Annotated in this window: 16 protein-coding genes; 4 read left to right on the forward strand and 12 right to left on the reverse strand. The window is 62.8% G+C overall.

The features are described 5' to 3' along the window. Position 1: 1 nt before the first annotated feature. A complete protein-coding gene (metH, locus tag ACTJKE_RS04080; protein WP_440691208.1) occupies positions 2-3,772 on the forward strand; it encodes a methionine synthase in 3,771 nt (1,256 codons plus the stop codon). 78 nt (positions 3,773-3,850) lie between these two features. On the opposite strand, the gene ACTJKE_RS04085 is transcribed toward metH, so the two are convergent. After that, complete coding sequence (locus tag ACTJKE_RS04085; RefSeq protein ID WP_112997076.1) at positions 3,851-4,657, reverse strand: alpha/beta fold hydrolase; 807 nt, start codon at positions 4,655-4,657, stop codon at positions 3,851-3,853. A gap of 39 nt (positions 4,658-4,696) precedes the next feature. Next, on the reverse strand, positions 4,697-5,719 hold the full coding sequence (locus tag ACTJKE_RS04090; protein WP_440691210.1) for a DUF1254 domain-containing protein: 1,023 nt from the start codon (positions 5,717-5,719) through the stop codon (positions 4,697-4,699). Between the two features lie 234 nt (positions 5,720-5,953). On the opposite strand from ACTJKE_RS04090, the gene ACTJKE_RS04095 reads away from it, so the two are divergent. Next, positions 5,954-8,170 carry an adenylate/guanylate cyclase domain-containing protein gene (locus tag ACTJKE_RS04095; RefSeq protein ID WP_113133422.1) on the forward strand — a complete coding sequence of 739 codons (2,217 nt, stop codon included), beginning with the start codon at positions 5,954-5,956 and terminating at the stop codon, positions 8,168-8,170. 29 nt (positions 8,171-8,199) lie between these two features. Here the strand turns inward: ACTJKE_RS04095 and ACTJKE_RS04100 are convergent, their stop codons facing one another. The 8 genes from ACTJKE_RS04100 to ACTJKE_RS04135 all read right to left on the reverse strand — a co-directional run bounded on the left by ACTJKE_RS04100 (position 8,200) and on the right by ACTJKE_RS04135 (position 16,274). Then, positions 8,200-8,703, reverse strand: a complete 504-nt coding sequence (locus ACTJKE_RS04100; RefSeq protein ID WP_255571361.1) for a YHS domain-containing (seleno)protein — start codon at positions 8,701-8,703, stop codon at positions 8,200-8,202. 29 nt (positions 8,704-8,732) lie between these two features. Beyond that, positions 8,733-9,323, reverse strand: coding sequence for an ankyrin repeat domain-containing protein (locus tag ACTJKE_RS04105; RefSeq protein ID WP_112997077.1), 591 nt, complete (start codon positions 9,321-9,323; stop codon positions 8,733-8,735). Positions 9,324-9,456: 133 nt separating this feature from the next. Next, entirely contained in the window at positions 9,457-10,116 is a 660-nt protein-coding gene (locus tag ACTJKE_RS04110; protein ID WP_112997078.1) for an aspartate/glutamate racemase family protein, read from the reverse strand. Continuing rightward, positions 10,113-11,576: an MFS transporter gene (locus ACTJKE_RS04115; RefSeq protein WP_058325623.1), complete on the reverse strand. Its 1,464-nt coding sequence runs from the start codon at positions 11,574-11,576 to the stop codon at positions 10,113-10,115. Before ACTJKE_RS04115 ends, ACTJKE_RS04110 begins: the two co-directional genes overlap by 4 nt. 294 nt (positions 11,577-11,870) lie before the next feature. Then, a complete protein-coding gene (locus ACTJKE_RS04120; RefSeq protein ID WP_112997395.1) occupies positions 11,871-12,713 on the reverse strand; it encodes a MurR/RpiR family transcriptional regulator in 843 nt (280 codons plus the stop codon). A 224-nt stretch (positions 12,714-12,937) separates the two neighbouring features. Beyond that, complete coding sequence (gene ppk2, locus ACTJKE_RS04125) at positions 12,938-13,858, reverse strand: polyphosphate kinase 2 (RefSeq protein WP_440691214.1); 921 nt, start codon at positions 13,856-13,858, stop codon at positions 12,938-12,940. A gap of 117 nt (positions 13,859-13,975) precedes the next feature. Next, on the reverse strand, positions 13,976-15,454 hold the full coding sequence (locus ACTJKE_RS04130) for an aldehyde dehydrogenase family protein (protein WP_057255076.1): 1,479 nt from the start codon (positions 15,452-15,454) through the stop codon (positions 13,976-13,978). Positions 15,455-15,785: 331 nt separating this feature from the next. Next, positions 15,786-16,274, reverse strand: a complete 489-nt coding sequence (locus tag ACTJKE_RS04135) for a DMT family transporter (RefSeq protein ID WP_112997384.1) — start codon at positions 16,272-16,274, stop codon at positions 15,786-15,788. A gap of 84 nt (positions 16,275-16,358) precedes the next feature. On the opposite strand from ACTJKE_RS04135, the gene ACTJKE_RS04140 reads away from it, so the two are divergent. Further along, complete coding sequence (locus ACTJKE_RS04140; RefSeq protein ID WP_057255078.1) at positions 16,359-17,285, forward strand: LysR family transcriptional regulator; 927 nt, start codon at positions 16,359-16,361, stop codon at positions 17,283-17,285. A gap of 82 nt (positions 17,286-17,367) precedes the next feature. Here the strand turns inward: ACTJKE_RS04140 and ACTJKE_RS04145 are convergent, their stop codons facing one another. Continuing rightward, positions 17,368-18,405 (reverse strand): Tim44 domain-containing protein, encoded by a 1,038-nt coding sequence (locus ACTJKE_RS04145; RefSeq protein ID WP_113133428.1) that lies wholly within the window; start codon positions 18,403-18,405, stop codon positions 17,368-17,370. 214 nt (positions 18,406-18,619) lie between these two features. Continuing rightward, entirely contained in the window at positions 18,620-20,215 is a 1,596-nt protein-coding gene (locus ACTJKE_RS04150) for a GMC family oxidoreductase (RefSeq protein WP_113133423.1), read from the reverse strand. Between the two features lie 229 nt (positions 20,216-20,444). Here ACTJKE_RS04150 and ACTJKE_RS04155 point away from each other — a divergent pair, with 229 nt between their 5' ends. Then, positions 20,445-21,389, forward strand: coding sequence for a LysR family transcriptional regulator (locus ACTJKE_RS04155; protein ID WP_112997376.1), 945 nt, complete (start codon positions 20,445-20,447; stop codon positions 21,387-21,389). The last annotated feature ends 466 nt before the right edge of the window (positions 21,390-21,855 follow it).

The following is a 21,855-nucleotide window of genomic DNA, read 5'->3' on the forward strand; positions in this document are numbered from 1 at the left end:
CATGTCCGCCATCGGCGCCCTTTTCGGTGACGTTTCCTCCAAGCCGGACGGCTCCGAGATCAAAGAGGCGCTGCGTCGGGCGGCGAGTGAACGCATCCTGATCATGGATGGCGCGATGGGCACGGAAATCCAGCAGCTCGGCTTTATCGAGCAGCATTTCCGTGGTGACCGGTTCGGCGGCTGCGCGTGTCATCAGCAGGGCAACAACGATCTTCTGACGCTGACGCAGCCGAAGGCGATCGAGGACATTCACTACGCCTATGCGATCGCCGGCGCCGACATCCTCGAGACCAACACCTTCTCCTCGACCCGCATCGCCCAGGCCGACTATGGCATGGAGGACATGGTCTATGAGCTCAACCGCGACGGCGCCCGGCTGGCGCGCCGCGCCGCCAAGCGTGCCGAGGCCGAGGACGGCCGCCGGCGCTTTGTCGCCGGCGCGCTCGGACCGACCAACCGCACGGCGTCGATCTCGCCCGAAGTCAACAATCCCGGTTACCGCGCCGTCACCTTCGACGACCTCAGGATCGCCTATGCCGAACAGATCCGCGGGCTGATCGACGGCGGCGCCGATATCATCCTGATCGAGACGATCTTCGATACGCTGAACGCCAAGGCCGCGATCTTCGCCACCAAGGAAGTCTTCGCCGAAAAGGGCATCGAGCTGCCTGTGATGATCTCAGGCACGATCACCGACCTTTCGGGCCGCACGCTTTCCGGCCAGACGCCGACCGCCTTCTGGCATTCCGTTCGCCATGCCGATCCGTTCACCATCGGGCTCAATTGCGCGCTCGGCGCCAATGCCATGCGCGCCCATATCGACGAGCTCTCGGGCGTTGCCGATACCCTTGTCTGCGCCTATCCGAATGCCGGTCTGCCGAACGAGTTCGGCCAGTATGACGAAACACCCGAGCAGATGGCCGCCCAAGTGGAAGCCTTCGCGCGCGATGGCCTCCTCAACGTCGTCGGCGGCTGCTGCGGCTCGACGCCGGCTCATATCAGCGCGATTGCGAGAGCGGTTGCCAAGCATCCGCCGCGCGAGATCCCCAAGGTCGAACCGCTGATGCGGCTCTCCGGCCTGGAACCGTTCACGCTGACCGCGGACATTCCCTTCGTCAATGTCGGCGAGCGTACCAACGTCACCGGCTCGGCCAAATTCCGCAAGCTGATCACCGCCGGCGACTATTCGGCAGCGCTCGATGTCGCGCGGGACCAGGTGGCAAACGGCGCGCAGATCATCGATATCAACATGGACGAGGGCCTGATCGATTCGAAGCAGGCGATGATCGAGTTCCTGAACCTCGTCGCCTCCGAGCCGGATATCGCCCGCGTGCCCGTGATGATCGACTCGTCGAAATGGGAAGTGATCGAGGCGGGCCTGAAATGCGTTCAGGGCAAGCCGCTGGTCAATTCCATTTCCATGAAGGAAGGCGAAGAGGCTTTCCTGCATCACGCGAAACTCTGCCGCGCTTATGGTGCAGCGGTCGTTATCATGGCCTTCGACGAGGTCGGTCAGGCCGATACCAAGGCGCGCAAGGTCGAGATCTGCAGCCGCGCCTACAAGCTCTTGACGGAAGAGGCCGGCTTCCCGCCCGAGGATATCATCTTCGACCCGAACATCTTCGCGGTGGCGACCGGCATCGAGGAGCACAACAATTACGGTGTCGACTTCATCGAGGCGACGCGCGAGATCATCAAGACCTTGCCGCATGTGCATATCTCCGGCGGTGTCTCCAACCTCTCCTTCTCCTTCCGCGGCAACGAGCCGGTGCGGGAGGCGATGCATGCCGTCTTCCTCTATCACGCCATTCAGGCGGGCATGGACATGGGCATCGTCAATGCCGGCCAGCTTGCCGTTTACGATGCAATCGATGCAGAGCTGCGCGAGGCCTGCGAGGACGTGGTGCTCAACCGCCGCGCCGATTCGACCGAGCGCATGCTTGAAATCGCCGAGCGCTATCGTGGTCAGGGTGGTTCACAGGCGCGCGAGAAGGATCTCTCCTGGCGTGAATGGTCGGTCGAAAAGCGACTGGAACATGCTCTGGTCAACGGCATCACGGAGTATATCGAGATCGACACCGAAGAGGCCCGGCTAACCGCCGCGCGGCCGCTGTACGTCATTGAAGGCCCGCTGATGGCCGGCATGAACGTCGTCGGCGACCTCTTCGGTTCCGGCAAGATGTTCCTGCCGCAGGTGGTGAAATCCGCACGCGTGATGAAGCAGGCGGTTGCCGTGCTCTTGCCGCACATGGAGGCGGAGAAGCTTGCCAATGGCGGCGAAGCGCGCGAAAGCGCCGGCAAGATCCTGATGGCGACGGTCAAGGGCGACGTGCACGACATCGGCAAGAACATCGTCGGCGTCGTGCTCGCCTGCAACAATTACGAGATCATCGATCTTGGCGTCATGGTGCCTTCGGCGAAGATCCTCGACGTGGCGCGCGAGCGGAAGGTCGATATCATCGGCCTTTCGGGGCTCATCACCCCGTCGCTCGACGAAATGGTGCATGTCGCCTCCGAACTCGAGCGCGAAGGCTTCGACATTCCGCTTTTGATCGGCGGCGCGACGACCAGCCGCGTCCATACGGCGGTCAAGATCAATCCGCGCTACGATCGTGGCCAGACTGTCTATGTCACCGATGCCAGCCGCGCCGTCGGCGTGGTTTCAAGCCTCCTGTCGCCGGAGGCGCGGGGCAACTATATGGAGACCGTCCGGGCGGAATACCGCAAGGTTGCAGAGGCGCATGCCCGCAACGAAGCGGAAAAGCGACGGCTGCCTTTGTCGCAGGCGCGCGCCAACCAGCACAAGGTCGACTGGTCTGCCTATCAGGCGAAGGCGCCGTCCTTCCTCGGCACGCGGGTCTTCGAGAGCTGGGATCTGGCGGAACTCGCCCGCTACATCGACTGGACGCCGTTCTTCCAGACCTGGGAACTGAAGGGCGTTTATCCGAGGATCCTGGAGGACGAGGCGCAAGGTGCGGCCGCCCGGCAACTGTTCGACGACGCCCAGGCGATGCTTGCGCAGATCATCGAGGAGAAGTGGTTCGCGCCGAAGGCCGTGGTCGGCTTCTGGCCGGCCGGCACCGTCGGCGACGACATCCGGCTCTTCACCGGCGAAGATCGGGCGTCTGAGCTTGCGACCTTCTTCACGCTGCGCCAGCAGCTGACGAAGCGCGACGGCCGCCCGAATGTGGCCCTTTCCGACTTCGTCGCTCCGGCCAACAGCAGCTCCAACGACTATGTCGGTGGCTTTGTCGTCACCGCCGGTATCGAGGAAGTGGCGATTGCCGAGCGTTTCGAACGCGCCAATGACGACTATTCCTCGATCCTGGTCAAGGCGCTGGCCGACCGTTTTGCCGAGGCCTTTGCCGAGCGCATGCATGAATATGTGCGCAAGGAGCTCTGGGGCTATGCGGCCGACGAGGTCTTCACGCCGCAGGATCTGATCGGCGAGCCCTATGCCGGCATCCGTCCGGCGCCGGGCTATCCGGCGCAGCCCGACCATACGGAAAAGGCGACGCTCTTCCGGCTGCTCGATGCGGAGGCAGCGATCGGCGTCAGCCTGACCGAGAGCTATGCGATGTGGCCGGGTTCGTCAGTGTCCGGCCTCTATATCGGCCACCCCGAGGCATATTACTTCGGTGTCGCCAAGGTGGAGCGCGACCAGATCGAGGATTACGCGACACGCAAGCGCATGCCGGTGCGCGAGGTCGAGCGCTGGCTGTCGCCGATCCTCAACTACGTGCCGATGCCGGAGACCGAGGCGGCCGAGTAATCTCGTTCGAATGGCAGCCAGACGGTCCGGTCTTGGCCCGTCCATTCGCACGGAGGCCGTCGCGCCCGGGGAGTGCGGTCAGTCGGGAAGGCTTGCCAGAAAGCCGATGAGCGCGACGTTGAAGCGGTCCGGCCGCTGCAGCGGTGCGAAGTGGCTGACGCCGGGGAGCAGGATGAACTCGGCGCCGGGAATGCTGCGCGCCAGATAGTCGGCGTGCTCGCGCTTGATGAACTCGTCGTTTTCGCTCTGGACGATCGCGACCGGTACGCGGATCCGGCCGAGTTCTTCGGCGGTGTAGTTCGGCTCAGTCTTCTGCATCTCGCTGACGGCATCGACGAAGGCGCCGAAATCATCCGGCGTTGCCGACAGCTGTCTGTAGTCGCTCGAATGGCGGCCGAAGCAGCGGTCGAGCGCCGGGCTCGGCTCGATTTCCATGGTTCCGCTCGGGTCCATGTTGCAGGCGAAGAAGAAGACGCCGGCGGCACGCTCCGGTTCCATCGAGGCGAGGACGAGCGCAATGCAGGCGCCGTCGCTCCAGCCGGCAAAGGCTGCTTTTTGAAGCTCGAGCCTGTCCATAACGGCGAGCACGTCCGACGCCATCAGCTCATAGGTGTAGGGCCTGGTGTCGCGGGTGCTGCGGCCGTGGCCACGGCTGTCGATCAGGATGACGCGGTGCCCGGCCTCAAGCAGCGTCGGGACCTGGTAGCCCCAGTTGCCGCTATGGCCGAGGCCGCCATGCAGCAGGATCACCGGAGTGCCCCTGCCATAGGCTGCGTACCAGATGCGCGCGCCATTGTGCTCGACGTGGCCCTCGACGGTTGCGACGGGCAGAGGCGCTGCGCCATGCTCGGCAAACGCGACAAGATCATCGTCCCGGAACTCCATGCGCTCAGTCTCCCGTGCCTGATTCACGACGCGGGAAGCTTAGTTCATCGGTTGCGGCTCGGGAAAGTGCCAGGAGCCGTCGAGAATCTCCTTCCGGGGCCGGTAGAGCCGCACGGTATAGTTCCAGCCGTCGACCACAGGCAGGCAGTTGGGGATCTTGCCGTCGCAGCCGCCGAACTGGATCGAGACGCTGCCATCGTCGCCCTTCTTGGCGGTGATGTTGTTGATGGTATAGGCATCATACCGGTTCTTCTCGTAGAAGCCTTGTGCATCGTAGACGCTGACCGACCAGAAGGCATCGACCGGCACGTCCTTGACGTCAAGCTTGTAGATCGTCTTGCCGTCATTCTTAGTGGGCGTGATGTTGAGATAGGTCGCATCCTTGTCGGGATTGCCGCCCCAGCCGGTCGCGGTGCCGATCAGGTGGCGGATGGGATCGACCTCTTCCCTGGTGCCGAACGCCTTCTTGAAGTCCGGCATGGTGGCGCCGAGGGCGAGCAGCGCCTCGCGCACCTTCTTCTGGCTGGCCGGATCCCACGCGGGAACCTCGAACTTGCCTTCCTTCTGCTGGCTGGCCTTGATCGCGTCCTGCAGGGTGTGAACCTCGGCGATATCCTTCGGGTCGGCCGGATCGACGAGCGTGCGGACGCCGACGACGACGTAGCGCGTGCCGACCTTTTCCTTCGTCAGCGTCGTTTCGCCGGCGCCGTAGACGACCTCAGGCACGTAGTGATCCTCGTTGATCACCTGCAACGACATGAAGCGTTTTCCCGCGTCCGGCATGGTGATGGTAACCGGCCCGGCATCGAGATCGAACACGGCCGACGAATAGAGCGTATCGCGGTTGAGGCGAATGACGGTCTGATTGTCGATCGAGGCGGGCTCGCGCCGGTGCAGGAATTTGCCGAAGGCACCGTCCTTGACCATGGAGGCGAGGTACATGTCGCTTTCGGCACGAACGAAGTTGTCAACGCCGACCGTGTCGGGGTCGGCGGCGGTTGATTGTGTGGCGACGGCCATCACCAGTGCGCCGGCCATGAAGAGCGAACGACAAAACATCATGCTCGGATCCTTCTCAGTCAGTTGCCGCGCTGCATCGGCGGCGCTCGCTTCGTCACCTAGCGTGGCAAACTCCATCCGATGGTCGCCCAAAATCGTGCCAGTTCGACGGGGAACCGCAAGTACGTAACGGTTACGACGCACGCGGGGCGCCATCGCCGGACCGCGCCGATGGCGCCGCCTGCCAAGCTGCGGTAACATCTGCGTTGGAGTACATCGTACGTTGAGAGCTCGTCGATGGAGCGCCGTCTCGCTGCCGTCCTGATCGCGGATGTCGTCGGTTACAGCCGCCTGAGCCGGCTGGACGAGGAAGGGACGCGCCTGCGATTCCAGTCGGACCTTTCCAACATCCTGGTGCCGCTTTTTATCGAGCATCACGGGCGTCTGGTGAAGACGATGGGCGACGGGCTGCTCGTCGAGTTCCGCAGCGTCGTCGATGCGACGCAGTGCGCAATCGAAATCCAGAGGCGCAAGGCGGCAGAGGTCGACAAGGGGCCAGATGGCGAGCGGCTGGATTTCCGCATCGGCATCAATCTCGGCGATATCATCGTCGAGGGCGACGACATCCATGGTGATGGCGTCAATATCGCCGACCGGGTGCAGGGATTGGCCGAGCCTGGCGGCATTGCGATATCCGGCACGGCCTATGACCAGGTCAACTCGAAGCTGAAGGCCGGTTTCGTGTCGCTCGGGCAGCAGCCGGTCAAGGGGCTCGGCGATCCGATCCGGGTCTACCGTGTGCTCCTGGACCCGGAAGCCGCGGGCAGGACGCTTGTTGAGAAAAACCGGCGAAATACTGCCTGGTTAAAGGGGCTGGTGGTCGGACTTGCGGCGATCGCAATTTCAGCCGCGCTCGCCTGGTGGCAGCCGTGGACATGGATCGGGCAGGACGGCCCGGCGCAGCGTTTCGCCTATCCCCTGCCGGACCAGCCTTCCGTCGCGGTGCTGCCCTTCATCAATGTCAGCGGCGACAGCGACCACGACCACTTGGCCGAGGGACTCACCGACGATCTCATCACCGAGTTGTCCAAGGTTTCCGGCCTCTTCGTCATCGCCCGGCACTCGGTATTTGCGCTCAAAGGGAGCGCCACCAAGATCCAGGACGTGGCGGCCGAACTCGGCGTGCATTATGTGCTGGAGGGCACGCTGCAGCGGGCCGACCAGCGGCTGCGCATCAACGTCAAGCTCTTCGACGCGGTGAGCGGGTTGTCGCTCTGGGCGGAGCGCTATGACCGCCAATATGCCGATCTCTTTGCCGTTCAGGATGACGTCATCGGCAAGATCATTGCCGCGCTTGAGGTCAAGCTCAGCGAGGGCGAGCGCGACCGGTTGGCACGGATCCCCACCGATAATCTCGAGGCCTATGACAACTACATGCGCGCCGAGCAGCAAGGCCTTATCTGGCGCGATGTCGAGACAAATCGTCAGACACTCACCTTTTATCAGCGGGCGATCGATCTCGATCCGAATTTCGCCGATGCTCATGCCGGCATAGCCCGCATCGCGGTCGACGTCTGGCGCAACGACTACAACTATCTCTGGTCGGCGGCCGTGGCACGCAAGATCGCCTATGATGCGGCCGGGCAGGCGTTGAAACTCGACGCCAACAATGCGCGCGCCCACACGGTGCTGGCGCTGCTGCAGCTCGTCGATGGACGCGCTTCGGAGGCAAAGGAATCGGCGCTTAGGGCTGTCTCGATGCAGCCCAACGATGCCGAGGCGCTCGCCAATCTGGCGCTGATCCTTGCCCAGACCGGGGAGCACGAGCAGGCCTTAGACGATATCGAACGGGCACTCAGGCTCGATCCGTCGCCCTCATCGAGCCTGCAGCTTCTGGCGGGCATCGTCTACTACACGGCGCGCCGCCTCGAAAAGGCGATCCCATTGATCGAAGCGGCGCGCGAGACGCTGCCGAAGGCGGAAGCCGTGAAGGAGTATCTCGCCTCGGCCTATGCCCAGCGCGGCGATCAGCCGAGCGCAGCGGCAGTAGCCGCGGAACTGCTAAAACTCTTTCCGGACACCAACCTGACCTATTATAGCTATCTCTATGACTACTGGCGCGAAGAGGACCTCTATCGTCACCTTTTCGGCCTGCGTGTCGCTGGCATTCCGGAATGGCCCTTCGGCTTTGTTGGTGCTGCCAGCGACCGGCTTGGCCCGGCGGAACTCAAGCAACTGACCGATGACAAGACCTGGGTTGGCGTGCACAAGAACGGCACGAGCTTCGCGCAGTTCTTCGACAAGGACGGAAACACCGCCTACCGCACCAGCAATACGAACATCACCGGCCGCATCGAGGTGAAGGGCAACCAGCTCTGCGAGAAGTATGACGGATATTTCCTCGACCGCATGGTTTGTGGCTACGTCTACCGCAACACGGCAAAGGGCGAGCGCACGGCGGACTACATCAACGTCACGCCGCAGGCTCTGAAGTTCTTCTCGATCGAGCGGTGATCGCGATCATCGTCCGAGCGATAAGCCACTCAGGGCGAGGGCTTCGTCCAGTTGATCGACGCCTTCTCGGTGAGCAGCGTCTGCTCGACCTCGGACCAGTGCTTGCGCGAATCGACCACCTTGTTCGGGTTCTTCACAAGGCCGTCAGCAGCGCCCGGATCGTAGCTGAGGTACAGCTTGTCCTCGATGATGCGCCAGGCCTTGGGGTCGATGTTGGTCGTCACCGTGCCGAAGGAGACGCCGTCGGCGCAGTAGCCGCCATATTGCGGCGCATAGCGAGTGGGTTCCTTGATGAACTGGTCACGGTGCTCGGCGCTTGCGAACTGCCAGGTGGCGCCGAGCCAGCGATAGCTGAATTCGGGCGATCCTTCGACCGCCTTGTTCTCTGTAAAGTAGGCGACCGGATCATAACCCTTGATCGCCACGTCGCCGAAGTAGCCGGTGTTGACAGGTTCTTCCGCTAACCCCGGGCTGGCGAATGCGAACAGCACTGCCGTCGCCGTGATTGCGCCCGCTATCGGATATCGAGACATGCTATGTCCTCCGTTTCCGGATGTGCTTGTTATTGTCGTTTGGTGCATTCGCCGTAGAGCCAGTCGCCGACGAGGTCGGCCTTCTGGCAGGTGGCTCCAGCCTTCAGCAACAGTTCGGCGGCCGGCCAGTGGGAGCGCCACCCCGCTTGCGTCAGCGGGGTGTAGCCGTTGCGTTCCTTGGCCTCGATGTCGGCCTTGTTGGTCAGCAGGAAAGCCACGATCTCGGCGTGGCCCTCTTCGGCTGCCGCATGCAGCGGCGACATCTTGTAGAAGTTGGCGACGTCGTTGACGGCGGCACCCTTGGCGACGAGCAGCTTGACGGTTTCGAGACTGCCGCCATAGGCGGCGGCGTGCAGTGCGGTCAGGCCGCCTTTGTTGCGGATCTCGATGTCGCCGCCGCGCTCGATGAGAAGCGCGACAACTTCGGTGCGCCCTTTGAGAGCGGCAATCAGCAGCGCCGGCTCGCCGGCCGCATCGGGCTCGGTTATGTCGGTTCCCTGATCGAGCAACTGCTTGACTCGTTCCGTGTCGCCGTCCCGTGCCGCGTCATGCAAAGGGCCGGCCATCGCCACCGCAGCAAAGGACGCCACCGCGACGAATGCTGCCAGGATAGATTTCATCGCGCAACCTCCGCCCCAGCTTCGGTCTTGCCCAATTGGAAAGAGCGAAAATACCACAGGGCGACCGGTGGAAACAGGCGTTACCGTTGCCTGATCCATACTCCTTTTGGGTGGCTGCGATGATGAATGCCTGTCAGGCGGCGACCTGCATCAGGTCGAGCATGCGGTCGATCGCGCTCGGAATGGGCGCGATGATCGGCGTCGGGAACAGCGGCTGGAGCTGTTCGGCCGCCTGGCCGAGCGGGCCGCCACCGATGATGACGGCCTCGGCGCCATCCAAGTCAATACACTGACGGACAGCGTCGCCGAGGGCTTCCAGCAGGCGCTCGGGGTTGGCGGAGAGCGCGAGCGGGTCGCCGGGCGTGCAGCGAATGCCGGTATACTGGTCCCACACGCCGAGATCGCGGGCGCGGTCGTCGATCGCCTGGATCAATTCCGGCGTCGTGGTGGCGACGCCGAACTTGCGGCCGCCCTGCGAGGCCTCGATCATCGAGGCCTCGCAGATGCCGATCACGGGGATCGCGAGGCGGCGTTTGAGGGCGGCAAGGCCGGGATCGCCGAAGGCACTGACGACAATACCGAGGCATCCAGCCTCATGCCTTTCGCCGATCTCGACGACCTCGGCAGCGGCCGCATCCAACTGCTCGGGCGTCACGATCATCGGCGGGTTCCGCATGGCCGTGGCGACTGCCACGGCCATGCGTCCTGATGCAGCCCGGCGTGCGATGGAGACCATCATGTCGCTGGTGGCAAGCGAGCTGTTCGGGTTAATCAGAAGGATATGTGCACTCACGTTCTCAGTTCCGCGCCGACTTTGATTTCAGAAGTGTCAGCCTTTGCGAGGTCGGCATCGGCAGGCTGGGTCAGGTCTTCCATCGACATGCCATAGGTCTCGGGCCCGAGCTGGATGCAGAAGGCGAAGACCGCATACATGCCGGCGGCGAGACCGAAGACCCCGACCATGCCGTAGACGTCGAAGAGCGCGCCGGCGATGGTTGGGATGAAGGAGCCCGCGGCCGAGCCGGTTGCCAGGATCAGCGCCACGCCGAAGGCGCGGATGCGGGTCGGGAAGAGTTCGGGCGCATAGATCCAGATCGAGGTGTTGAGCAAGAGCACGAAGAACTGGAAGATCGCGCCGAACATCAGCACCAGATAGATGTTGGTGCCGAGATAGGCGATCGAGACCGCCGCAAGGCAGGCGAAGACGGCACCCAGGGTCAGCACCCTCTTGCGCGGGAAGTAATAGCCGAACATCGAGGCGGCGATAGCACCGAGCACACTGCCGCTCTGGATGATCATGCTGTAGAGCAGGCTTCCCTGGAGCGTGTAGCCCATGGACACGAAGATGATCGGCATCAAGGTGAGCACCGAGAGCTGGGCGCCGTAGCTCATCAGGATGGCGATGGCGACCGGGACGGTGCGGCCGATGAAGGGCGCGCGGAAGAGTTCCTTCCAGTCGCTCTTGGCCGGTTCTTGGTCCTTGAGGTGGTCCTTGGTCAGATATTCCTGGACCTTGAGGTTGCGCGGGCGCAGCGACCCGGAGGCGAGGATCGAAAGCACCTTATTGGCCTCGTCGATCTTGCCCTGTGATGCCAGGAAACGCGGTGTTTCCGGCACGAAACGGCGATAGAAGACGACAAGCAGGGCCGGCAGAGCAAGCGAGGCGAAAAGCCAGCGCCAGCTGTTTTCACCCGGGAAGAGGGTGAAGATCATCAGGCCGAAGGCAGGTGCCAGGAAGTTGCCGAAACCGCCAGCACCGACATTGACGAGGCCGGCTGCCGTGCCGCGGAATTTTGGCGAGCAGAATTCCGACAGCATCGTGACCGCCGTGGAGATCTCGCCGCCGACCCCGAAGCCGACGATGGCGCGGGCAAAGCAGAGGGTGGCGAAGTTCGGCGCCATGGCGCAGGCGGCCGAACCGATGGTGAAAAGCAGGAGGTTGATGGTCAGCATCACGCGGCGGCCGTAGCGGTCGCCAAGGATACCGGAGAGCAGGCGGCCGATGGCGGCGCTGCCGAAGGTGATGGTGTTGAGGAAGCCGATGTCGGTGCCGGTGAGACCCCAATGTTCTTTCAGGATCGGACCGGCGACGCCGATGGTGTTCTGTTCGAAGCTGTCGAACAGGCAGCCAATGAGCACGAGGGCGAGGATCTGTTTGTGGGCGCCGGTGACGCCGATTTTGGTGAAGGCTGATTCCAACTGTCTGATGACCGGCGATGACCTGCCGGACGGCACCATATTTTCCGCTGCCATGGTTCGTTCCCCTTTATGGCTTAACAACGTGAAAATGTGAAAACTCAGTTTCATGAAATCTACATCATGAAACTGAGGTTTCATAGAAGATTCTGTGATGCACTGCGAAAGGACGGAGCCCTTCGCTGCATAAAATTCGTGGAATGCAGGTTTCGTGCCATCTCAAGAGAAACCACAGTTTCTCTTTTGCAGTCAGCGGCTTGGAGGCTGGCTGTCGTGTCGCAAGCGAACGAAACTGAGATTTCTTATGTGCAAAAAATAATCTGGCGTTTCAGGCCGCTGCCCAATCTACGCTCACAATTCCTCGAGCGCATCGTTGATGGCTTCGATGCCACGCAGCCGATTTCGACCGGCAGTGCCGGCGATTTCGATGCATCGTGTCGTCAAGAGATGGCAGAGCGCCATGACCGAGACGTGGTTGAAGAGGGGGCCTGGCGCCAGTGTCTGGCAGCGGAAATGCCATTCCGCCTGGTTGAGGAAGGGCACGCCCTCGTCGGTGATGTAGAGCAGCCGCGCGCCGGATCTTTCCAGCTGTCCGAGAATCGGCTCCATGAGGGAGACGCGCCGGCGCAGCCCGAAGAGGATCACGACATCGTCGCGGCCGATGCTGACCAGATGTTCGCCGAGCGTCTGGCCGCCGCCGGGGATGGCGGCGATGTGTTCGACCACCTGGGTCATCTGCCATTGCAGATAGGTGGCGAAGGAATGGCTGGCGCGGAAGCCGATGACCCAGACCTTGCGGGCGCCGAGAATGGCGGTTGCCGCCGCCGTCACCTGGGTCTCGGAGATGGCGAGAAAGGTCGCCTCGATGTTGGCCACGCCTTGCGCCACATGTGAGGAGAGCGACTGTTCGCCGCCGCTGTCGGTGGCAGTCGCAAGGAACAGCCGCGAGCCCGTCTGCTTGTCGGCGCGAGCATGACGGCGCGCCTCCTCGTAGTTGTCGTAGCCCAAGCGCTGGATGAAGCGGGAGACGGTCGCCTTCGACACATGCGCCAGCGCCGCCAGCTCCTGGGCCGAGTAGCTCGCGACCTCGCCGGGAAAATCGCAAAGGAAATCCCCCAGCCGCCGCTCGGCCGGATGCAGCTCCGGCAGCACCTGGCGGACGCGCGTGAGGAAGGAGCGTTCTTTGGGGCTCATGTCGATTCCATGAAACTGTCGTTTCACGGCAATCTCTGATTTTCGAGAGGATATTGCAAGCGAGGCGGGCGGGTGCCGCCTCGCTTTCAACTGGGAACGGGGGAAGGTCCTACAGCGCCGCGCGTCTTATCAGACGCGCGAAGGTCGCTGTAGCACTTTGATTTGCTGCATGTCTTCGTCCTTAAATCGAGGTCGATTTAAGGAGACATGCAGTAGCCCCGCCGTCAGTACTTCGACGGCACGTAGAGTTCCGGCGGCAGCACCTTGCGCTCGTAATCCGGGTTGAAGACGCGTTCCGGCAGCGAGATTTCCTCGTGCGGCACCTCCTCGTAGGGGAACTGCGTCAGAAGATGATCGATGCAGTTGAGCCGGGCACGCTTCTTGTCGTTTCCTTCGACGATATGCCAGGGCGCTTCCGGAATGTTGGTGCGGGCGAAGGTCTCTTCCTTGGCCTTGGTATAGCCCTCCCAGCGCACCCGCGATTGCAGGTCCATGGGCGACAGCTTCCACTGCTTCAGCGGATCATGGATGCGCACAAGGAAGCGCATCTGCTGTTCTTCATCGGTGATCGAGAACCAGTACTTGACCAGCCGAATGCCCGAACGCACCAGCATGCGCTCGAATTCAGGGACGTCGTTGAAGAACTGCTCGACCTGATCTTCGGCGGCAAAGCCCATGACCCGCTCGACGCCGGAGCGGTTGTACCAGGAGCGGTCGAAGAGCACGATCTCGCCGCCGGCCGGCAAATGCGGCACGTAGCGCTGGAAATACCATTGCGTCTTTTCACGGTCGGAGGGTGCCGGCAGCGCGACGACGCGCACGACACGCGGATTGAGCCTCTGGGTGATGCGCTTGATGACGCCGCCCTTGCCGGCGGAGTCACGCCCCTCGAAGATCACCACCACTTTTTCCTTGTGGTAGACCACCCAGTCCTGCAGCTTGATCAGCTCCGACTGCAGCTTCAGCAGCGCGCGGAAGTAATCGATGCGCGGGATCGTCGGCGGGTGGCTCTTGCGATAGATCTTGCGGATCTCTTCAGAGAGCGCCGGTTCTGAAAGCTCGAGTTCGTAGTCTTCGTCGAGCGTGCCGGCCAGTTCCGCTTCCAGCCAGTCCTGCGTCTCGATCTCGTCGTTCGACCTGTTCATCTGACCCTCCGATACGATGTGTCCACCGACAGCTTTGCAAATTCTATCGTTAGTCGGCTTATTTCACAGCCGCATGAAAGGAATTTGACGCCGGGACTTCTGCGCCCCTGATCGCCCCTATCCCTTCATATACCAGCCCCAGGGTTCGTCGGTGTCGAAGCTGGTGATCTGCTTGGTCTCGAGATAGTTCGAAAGGCCCCAGCGGCCGAGCTCGCGGCCGATGCCCGATTGCTTGTAGCCGCCCCAGGGAGCCTCGGGGAAGGTGGGCTGCGAGCAGTTGATCCAGACGATACCGGCGCGAAAAGCCCGGGCGACGCGTTCGCAACGCTCGCGGTCAGCCGACATGACAGCCGCCGCGAGACCGAAGCGGCTGTCATTGGCCATGCGGATCGCGTCCGCCTCTTCGCGGAACGGCTTGACGCAGACGACTGGGCCGAAGATCTCCTCGCGCCAGACGAAGCTGTCTTCGCGCATGTCGGTCAGCACGGTCGGCTCGAGGAAGTAACCGCTGTTGAGGCCGGCCGGGCGGCCACCGCCTGCAGCGACCGTGGCCCCGTCCTGCCGGGCGCGATCGATGGCGCCGACAACCTTGTCATATTGGCCGCGCGAGACGATCGGCCCGAGCAGCGTGCCGTCCTCCAAGCCATTGCCGATCTTGATCTTCGCGGCCTCTTCGCAAAGACGGCTGACGACGGTCTCGTAAATCTCCTCCTCGACCAGCACCCGCGAGGTTGCCGAACAAACCTGGCCCTGGTTCCAGAAGATGCCGAACATGATCCATTCGACGGCCTTGTCGATGTCGCTGTCGGCAAAGACGACGAAGGGCGACTTGCCGCCGAGTTCGAGGCTGACATTCTTGATGTCCTGAGCGCCGGCCATCATCACCTTGCGGCCGGTCACGACAGAGCCGGTGAAGGCGAGCTTGTCGATCAGCGGATGCTCGGTGAGCGGCTGGCCGGCATCCTGGCCGGTGCCGGTGAGGATATTGAGCACGCCGGGCGGCAGCCCGACTTCCTCGGCAATGACGCCAAGCTCAAGCGCCGTCAGCGGCGTCAGTTCCGAGGGTTTGAGCACGATGGTGCAGCCGGCGGCAAGCGCCGGTGCTACCTTCCAGGAGACCATCAGCAGCGGATAGTTCCAGGGGGTGATGGCACCGACCACGCCGAGCGGCTCGCGCACGGCGCGTGCGGTGAAGCGGCTGTCGCCGACGGGGATCGTCTCCTCCGGATCGGCGTCCAGTTCCTCGGCGAGGCCGGCATAGAAGCGGAAGCAACCGGCGGCGTCGTCGATGTCCCAGAGCGCCTCAGGCAGCGGCTTGCCGTTGTCGGCGACTTCGAGCCGCGCCAGCGAGTGGCGCTTCTCTTCGATCTTCGCCGCGATCGCCCGGAGATAGACGGCACGCTCAGTGCCTGACAGTTTCGGCCAGGAACCGCTGTCGAAGGCGATGCGGGCGGCCTTTGCGGCCCTGTCCACGTCTTCATAGGTCGCGGCCGGCGCCCGGTGGATGACCTCTTCCGTTGCCGGGTCGACCACGTCGAGCGTGCCGCCGCGCCGCGGTTTTTCCCATTTGCCGCCAATGAACAGCCGATCCTGCATGCCATAACCCCTTTTTAGCCCGGAGCAAGTATGGCCAGTCTATGCGAAGCGCGCCAGTCGCAAGTTACGGCTGGCGTTGATCTTTTTGGTTCGGAGACGTCGCTCAGCGGTCGGTAACGCGCCCGCGCCATGCGAGGAACGGCAGAACCGGCAGCACGGCGCAGGCACTGGCAAACAGCCAGAATTGTCCAAGCGACATGAGCCCATTCGTAAACATCGCTCCCGACAGCATCCCTGCGGCAAGGCCAAGATCCATCAGGGGCAAGGTAACGGCATAGAAGACCGTCTGGCGTCCAAGGGCAGGCAGCGCTGTCCGCTTTGCGGCTATGCGCTATCGCGTTGCGTTGGCCAATGCCGGAGCAGTATTGGCGATCTGTGTAACCACCATGCCGCCGACGATGAAGAGTAGGCCGGTCAGTCGCGCCGCATTGACCGGCTTTGCGGGGAAACCCATCAGGCCGAAGTGATCGATGAGCAGGGAGACCGCCATCTGGCCGGCGATGACGGCGACGATGAAGCTTGCCGCGCCGAGCTTCGGCGCAAGGAGGAGAGCAGCGGTGATATAGATCACGCCGGCGGCGCCGCCGATCCAGATCCACCACGGACCCTTGAATGCCGTCGCAAGGCTGGGCAACGGCGCCCGCAACGCGATCAGCATCGGCAGGATGAGCGCGAGACTGACGCCGAGCGAGACGACCGTCGCCCAGAGCGGATGGCCGAGGAGGCGGCCAAGGTTGGCATTGGCGCCGGCCTGGAGGGGGACGACGGCGCCGGCGAAGATCGCCGTGGCAAGCATGAGGAGGGAGGAGAGAGTGGGCATTGTTTTTTCCTTCTTGATTGCCTCATCCTCACGCATCGATGGGAGGAATGGAAATTCAAATTTCGTACGTGTTACATTCGCCTCATGAATAATCTCGGCGGAATCGACCTGAACTTGTTGGTGGTGCTCGATGCCCTGCTGGCGGAACGCCATGTATCGCGTGCGGCCCTGCGGCTGAACAAGAGCCAGCCGGCGGTCAGTCATGCGCTTGCGCGCTTGCGGGCTCTTTTCGACGATCCCTTGCTCGTCCGCCATGGCGGACAGCTTGAACCGACGGTGCGGGCGCTGGAGATCGCGCCACAGCTTGCCGAGGCCCTGGCGCACATGCGCCAGCTCATGGGGTCTCAGCCGTTCGATCCGGCAATGGAGCGCCATATCTTTCGGCTCGCGATGTCCGACTATGCCGCCCTCGTTCTGCTGCCGCGCTTGATGGCGGTGCTGCGCCGGCAAGCGCCGTACGTCGATCTCATCGTTAGCCAGGCGAGCCGTGAAGTGATGATGTCGCAAATTGTCGACGGCGAGATCGATCTGGCGCTCGGGGTGTTTCCGACGCTGACCGAGGATCTGAGGACATCGCTCCTGTTTAAGGAACACTTCGCCTGCCTGGCAGATGGCGCGAGCCTTGGTGGCGAAAAGGCGATGGATCTGACGGCCTATCTGGAGCGGCCGCATATTCTCGTTTCGCTGCGCGGCGACACCGGCAACGAGATCGACCTGGCGCTGGCGGCCGCGGGGCACAAGCGCCGCATCGTGCTGGCGCTGCCCCATTGGAGTGCTGCGCCCGGCCTGGTTCTCGGCACGGACATGGTGCTTACGGTGGCACACCGCATCCTGCCGCGTGATGCTGAGGCCGGGTCACTGACCGTCTTCGATCCGCCCTTCGCCATCCCGCCTTTTTCGTTCCGTCAGATCTGGCATCGGCGGCGCGACGGCGATCCCGCCCACCGCTGGCTCCGGGATCTGATCACCCACATTCTCGCGCCATCGGAGTCGGTTCCGGCCATCGTTTGATCGTGGGAAAATGTGATCCTGAAAATGAAAAGGCCCGGTGCGGCGATGCCGACCGGGCCTTTCTCATAGACTCTGTTTCGCGTCAGTCGTGGCTGACGCCCTGGATCGCCGAAACCTGCCATTCCGCGCCCGGCTTGCGGACGAAGGTCCAGAGCTCGACCGCTTCGGTCAGCTTGTCCGGATCACCGCTGATGACCTTGCCCGTGGCGCGGTCTCGCATCACGTCGATGCTTTCGTAACGCATGGCAACGGTCGCGTAGTCGGTCCCGTTTTCGGACCAGGCCTCGGCCACGTCGCCCTGGACAAGGTGCACGTCGCGCACATCGTTCTTGACGCCGCTCGTCGCGTTGTCGCTCAGTTCTTCGGCGAGGTAGGACATGGCTTCCGGCGTCGTCAGGCGACGCAACGTGCCGTAGTCTTCAGCGGCGTAGGCCGCCTGCACGTCCTTCAGCATCTTTTCGAACTGTTCGAGGTCGGCCTGCTGGACGCCGATTTCGTCAGCCGGGCCGTCGGTGACGGGGGCCGGTGCAGGTGCTGCCGTCGGGCGCGCGTTCGCCTGACCGCCGGCCTGGGCGCCACCGATGCTCGGAATCTTGAACGACGGCATGCCGTTCGGCTGAGCCGACGACCGCTCGGACGGGCCCGCATAGGCCGTCTGCTGGCGGTTGCGGCCGAAGAAGCGCATGGCAAGCATGATCAGACCGCCGATGAGGAGCATCTGCACGATCAGGCCGAGGAAACCGGCCGCACCGCCGAAGCCGCCGCCCATCAGCATGCCGATCAGGCCGCCGACCATGAGGCCGCCGAGCAGCGAGCCGCCAAAGCCGCTGAAGAAGCCCGGACGGGCGTTCGGCTGGGTAGCGTTCGGGCGCGTCTGGCCGGCCGCCGGATTGGTGGCGGTGGGGCCGGCGTCCTGGCGCGGCGTCATCGAGCGGTCGATCGGTGCCGCGTTGGTCGGCGCCGTGCGGGTAACGGGCGGCTGCGAGAAGGTGCGGGTGCCGCGGCTACCGAAACCGCCACCCGAACGCCGCGCTTCGGCGACGTCTACAACTGTCAACGCGACGGTCAAGCCAATCGCCATCATTGCCAGAGCTCGTCCAAGACGCCCAAATCGCTGCATTGCCATCACAACCCCTATTCTTGCTTGGGCTCAAAACTGAGCCATCAGGGCCTGATATAGGGGTTCAAGGCCCGTGATTTAAGCGTTTCGCCTCGTATTTCGGCCAGTTTACCGTTATCCGCTGCCGCTCTCCGGGCCGAATCCGGCGTCGAATCAGCACCTTCGATCACATTGGATGTCGCATTCGTTGACGCAAAACCACCCCGCATTTTCGCTAGCGATTGGCTGCCAGGATCATGGCGGCGGCCTTTTCGGCGATCATGATCGTCGGCGAATTGGTGTTGCCCGAGGTGATCGTCGGCATGATCGAGGCGTCGGCGATGCGCAACCCCTTGAGGCCGCGAAGGCGCAGTTCGGGATCGACAACGCTTTCAGCGTCAGCGCCCATGCGGCAGGTCCCGACCGGATGAAAGATCGTCGTGCCGATATCGCCGGCGGCGCGCTTCAGGTCGTCCTCCGTCTCGTAGGATGGCCCCGGTTTGAACTCGACCGGGTTGAAGCGGGCGAAGGAGGGCTGTTTGACGATCTGCCGCGTCAGGCGGATGGCGCTGACGGCGACGTTGCGATCGGCCTCTGCGGTCAGGTAGCGCGGCCGGATGTCCGGTGCCGCGGCGAAGTCCGGGCCTTTGAGGTGCACCGAGCCGCGGCTTTCCGGGCGCAGATTGCAAACGCTGGCGGTGATCGCCGGGAAAGAATGAACAGGTTCGCCGAACTTGTCGAGCGAGACCGGCTGCACGTGATATTGCAGGTCGGGCGTTTCCTTCTCCGGGCCGGACCGGGTGAAGATCCCGAGCTGGCTTGGTGCCATCGCCATCGGCCCGGAGCGTTTCAGCAGATATTCCAGCCCGATCGACGCCTTGCCGAAGAGTGAATTGGCCTTTTCGTTGAGCGTCGGCACGCCCGTCACCTTGTAGGCCATGCGCAGCTGCAGATGATCCTGCAAGTTCTCGCCGACGTTCGCGCGTTCGTGGCGGACCTCGATGCCGTTGGCCTGAAGCACGTCGCCGCGGCCGATGCCGGAGAGCTCAAGGATCTGCGGCGAGCCGATCGCGCCGGCGGAAAGCACGGTCTCGCGGGCTGCGCGGGCGCGTTTGACCGTGCCATCATGCTGGAACTCGACACCGGCGACGCGGTCGCCTTCGATGATCAGCTTGCGCACATGCGCCTTGGTCAGAACCGTCAGGTTGCCGCGCTTCTGCGCCGGGCGCAGGAACGCCTTCGCCGTGTTCCAGCGGATGCCGGAGCGCTGGTTGACGTCGAAATAGCCGGAGCCTTCGTTGCTGCCGCGGTTGAAATCCGGCGTTTCGGGAATGCCGGCTTCGGTGGCGGCTTTCTGGAACGCGTCGAGCACGTCCCAGCGCACGCGGGCCCTTTCCACCCGCCATTCGCCGCCAGCGCCGTGCATGTCGTTGGCACCCTTATAGTGGTCCTCCGACTTCTTGAAGAGCGGCAGCACGTCGTCCCAGCCCCAGCCGGTGCAGCCGAGCTGGCGCCAATGGTCGTAGTCGCGCGCCTGGCCGCGCATGTAGATCATGCCGTTGATCGAGGAGCAGCCGCCAAGCACCTTGCCGCGGGGATAGCCGAGGGAACGGCCGTTGAGGCCCTCTTCGGCGGCCGTCGTAAAGCACCAGTCGGTGCGCGGATTGTTGATGCAGTAGAGATAGCCGACCGGAATGTGGATCCAGTGGTAGTTGTCGCGGCCGCCGGCCTCGAGCAGCAGCACGCGATGCCCTAGGTTTTCGGAAAGGCGATTGGCAAGCACGCAGCCGGCGCTACCCGCCCCGACGACGATATAGTCGAACGTGTCCATTGGGTTCTCTTGGTGTTCGGGAACCGCCGCGAAACGGGCGCGTAGGAATGTACGCGGGCTCCTCTGCGCGGATGGCGGTGCCGTTTCGTTCTGTTCATAATTGGCCAGACATGCTCCTCAGATGTCGGCTCCGGCGACTACAATCCGGAAAAAACCGCTTGGATGCAAGCGGCCTGGACCGTAAATTGCGAAACAGGATCTGTTCATTTTCGAACAGATGAGGGTGGCGATGAATCCGAATTTCACCTGGGACGATCTGCAGTTCTTTCTCGCGGTTGCCCGTACCGGACAACTGTCGACGGCGGCCCGACGCTTGAGGACCAGCCATGCCACGGTCTCGCGTCGCATCGATCGGCTGGAGTTCGCGCTCAAGGTCAAGCTGTTCGAGCGCAATCCGCGCGGCTACGTGTTGACCGGCATGGGCCAGCGCTTCATCGAAACCGCCGAGCGGATCGAGCGCGAGACCGAACAATTGCAGCTCGACATCAATGATGGCCTGACGGCGCAGCACGGCGTCGTCAGGTTGAACACGCTCGAAGGCTTCGGCAATTTCTTCCTGGCCGATCGGTTGGCGGATTTTGCCGAAAACTATCCGAACGTCTCGCTGGAACTGGTGGCGATCCAGCAGATCATGTCGCTATCGCGCAAGGAAGCGGATATCCAGGTGGCGCTGACGGCGCCGAAGGCCGGACCTTACCAGTCCGAGGTGCTGACGCCCTATACGCTGCATGTCTATGGCGCGCGCAGCTATCTCTCGAAACATCCGCCAATCACCGGACGCAACGACCTCGCCGCGCACCGCTTCGTCGGGTATATCGAAGACATGATCTTTGCGCCGGGTCTCGATTATCTGGGAGAACTCCAGCCGGGCCTGCATGCGCATTTCCAGAGTTCGAGCATCCTGACGCAGCTAAAGGCTGTGCGGCAGGGGCTGGGACTATGCGTGTTGCCTTACTTCATAGCACAGCAGGAAGAAGACCTGGAGATCGTTCTGCCTGAGGAGATTGAGCTCAAGCGCACCTATTGGCTGGTTTGCCACCGGGATCTGGTCGCGGTGCCGCGGGTAAGGGCGGTGCGCGAATTCCTGATGCAGATCGTTCGGGAACACCGGGCGGATTTCACCCGGGAAACTGCGCCGCCGATGACGGGCATGCGGCGCATATCGCGATCGTAATCCGTGTCGGGTGATGCCGGGATGGGTCTCTTCGTGGCCACGGGGTGATTTGCGCCGCAAACGCCCGTGTTTTCGCTCCTCGAAATCGATCGAGTTTATCAACAGTCGAAATTGTCTTTTAAATTCAATAGCTTGTTCTTTTTTGAAGTTTTTTTGAAGATCGCTGTTGACGTCTGTGAGGATGGGGGTCTATAAGCCCGATCACTGACGAGGGCGGCGGCGCTGCTGGCGACGACGACCTTCGCTCTAGAGTTTCCCTGGTTGGCTGAGGCTGATTTTGGGGTCTGGGACGCGAGTTTCGGGCTTTGAGGAAACGGTTTGACGGACGGTGAGTTCGTCGGTTTTTTGACAATTGAATATAGAGAAAGAGAAACGTGGGCGGCGGAGCTCGTGAGGAACTCGAAAGGGTTCTTTCAGAAAGAGACTTTGGCGGTCACGTTTTAACAAGAGACTACACCTATTTTCT

The organism is Ensifer sp. 22521 (assembly GCF_052044795.1).
Taxonomy (GTDB): Bacteria; Pseudomonadota; Alphaproteobacteria; order Rhizobiales; family Rhizobiaceae; genus Ensifer.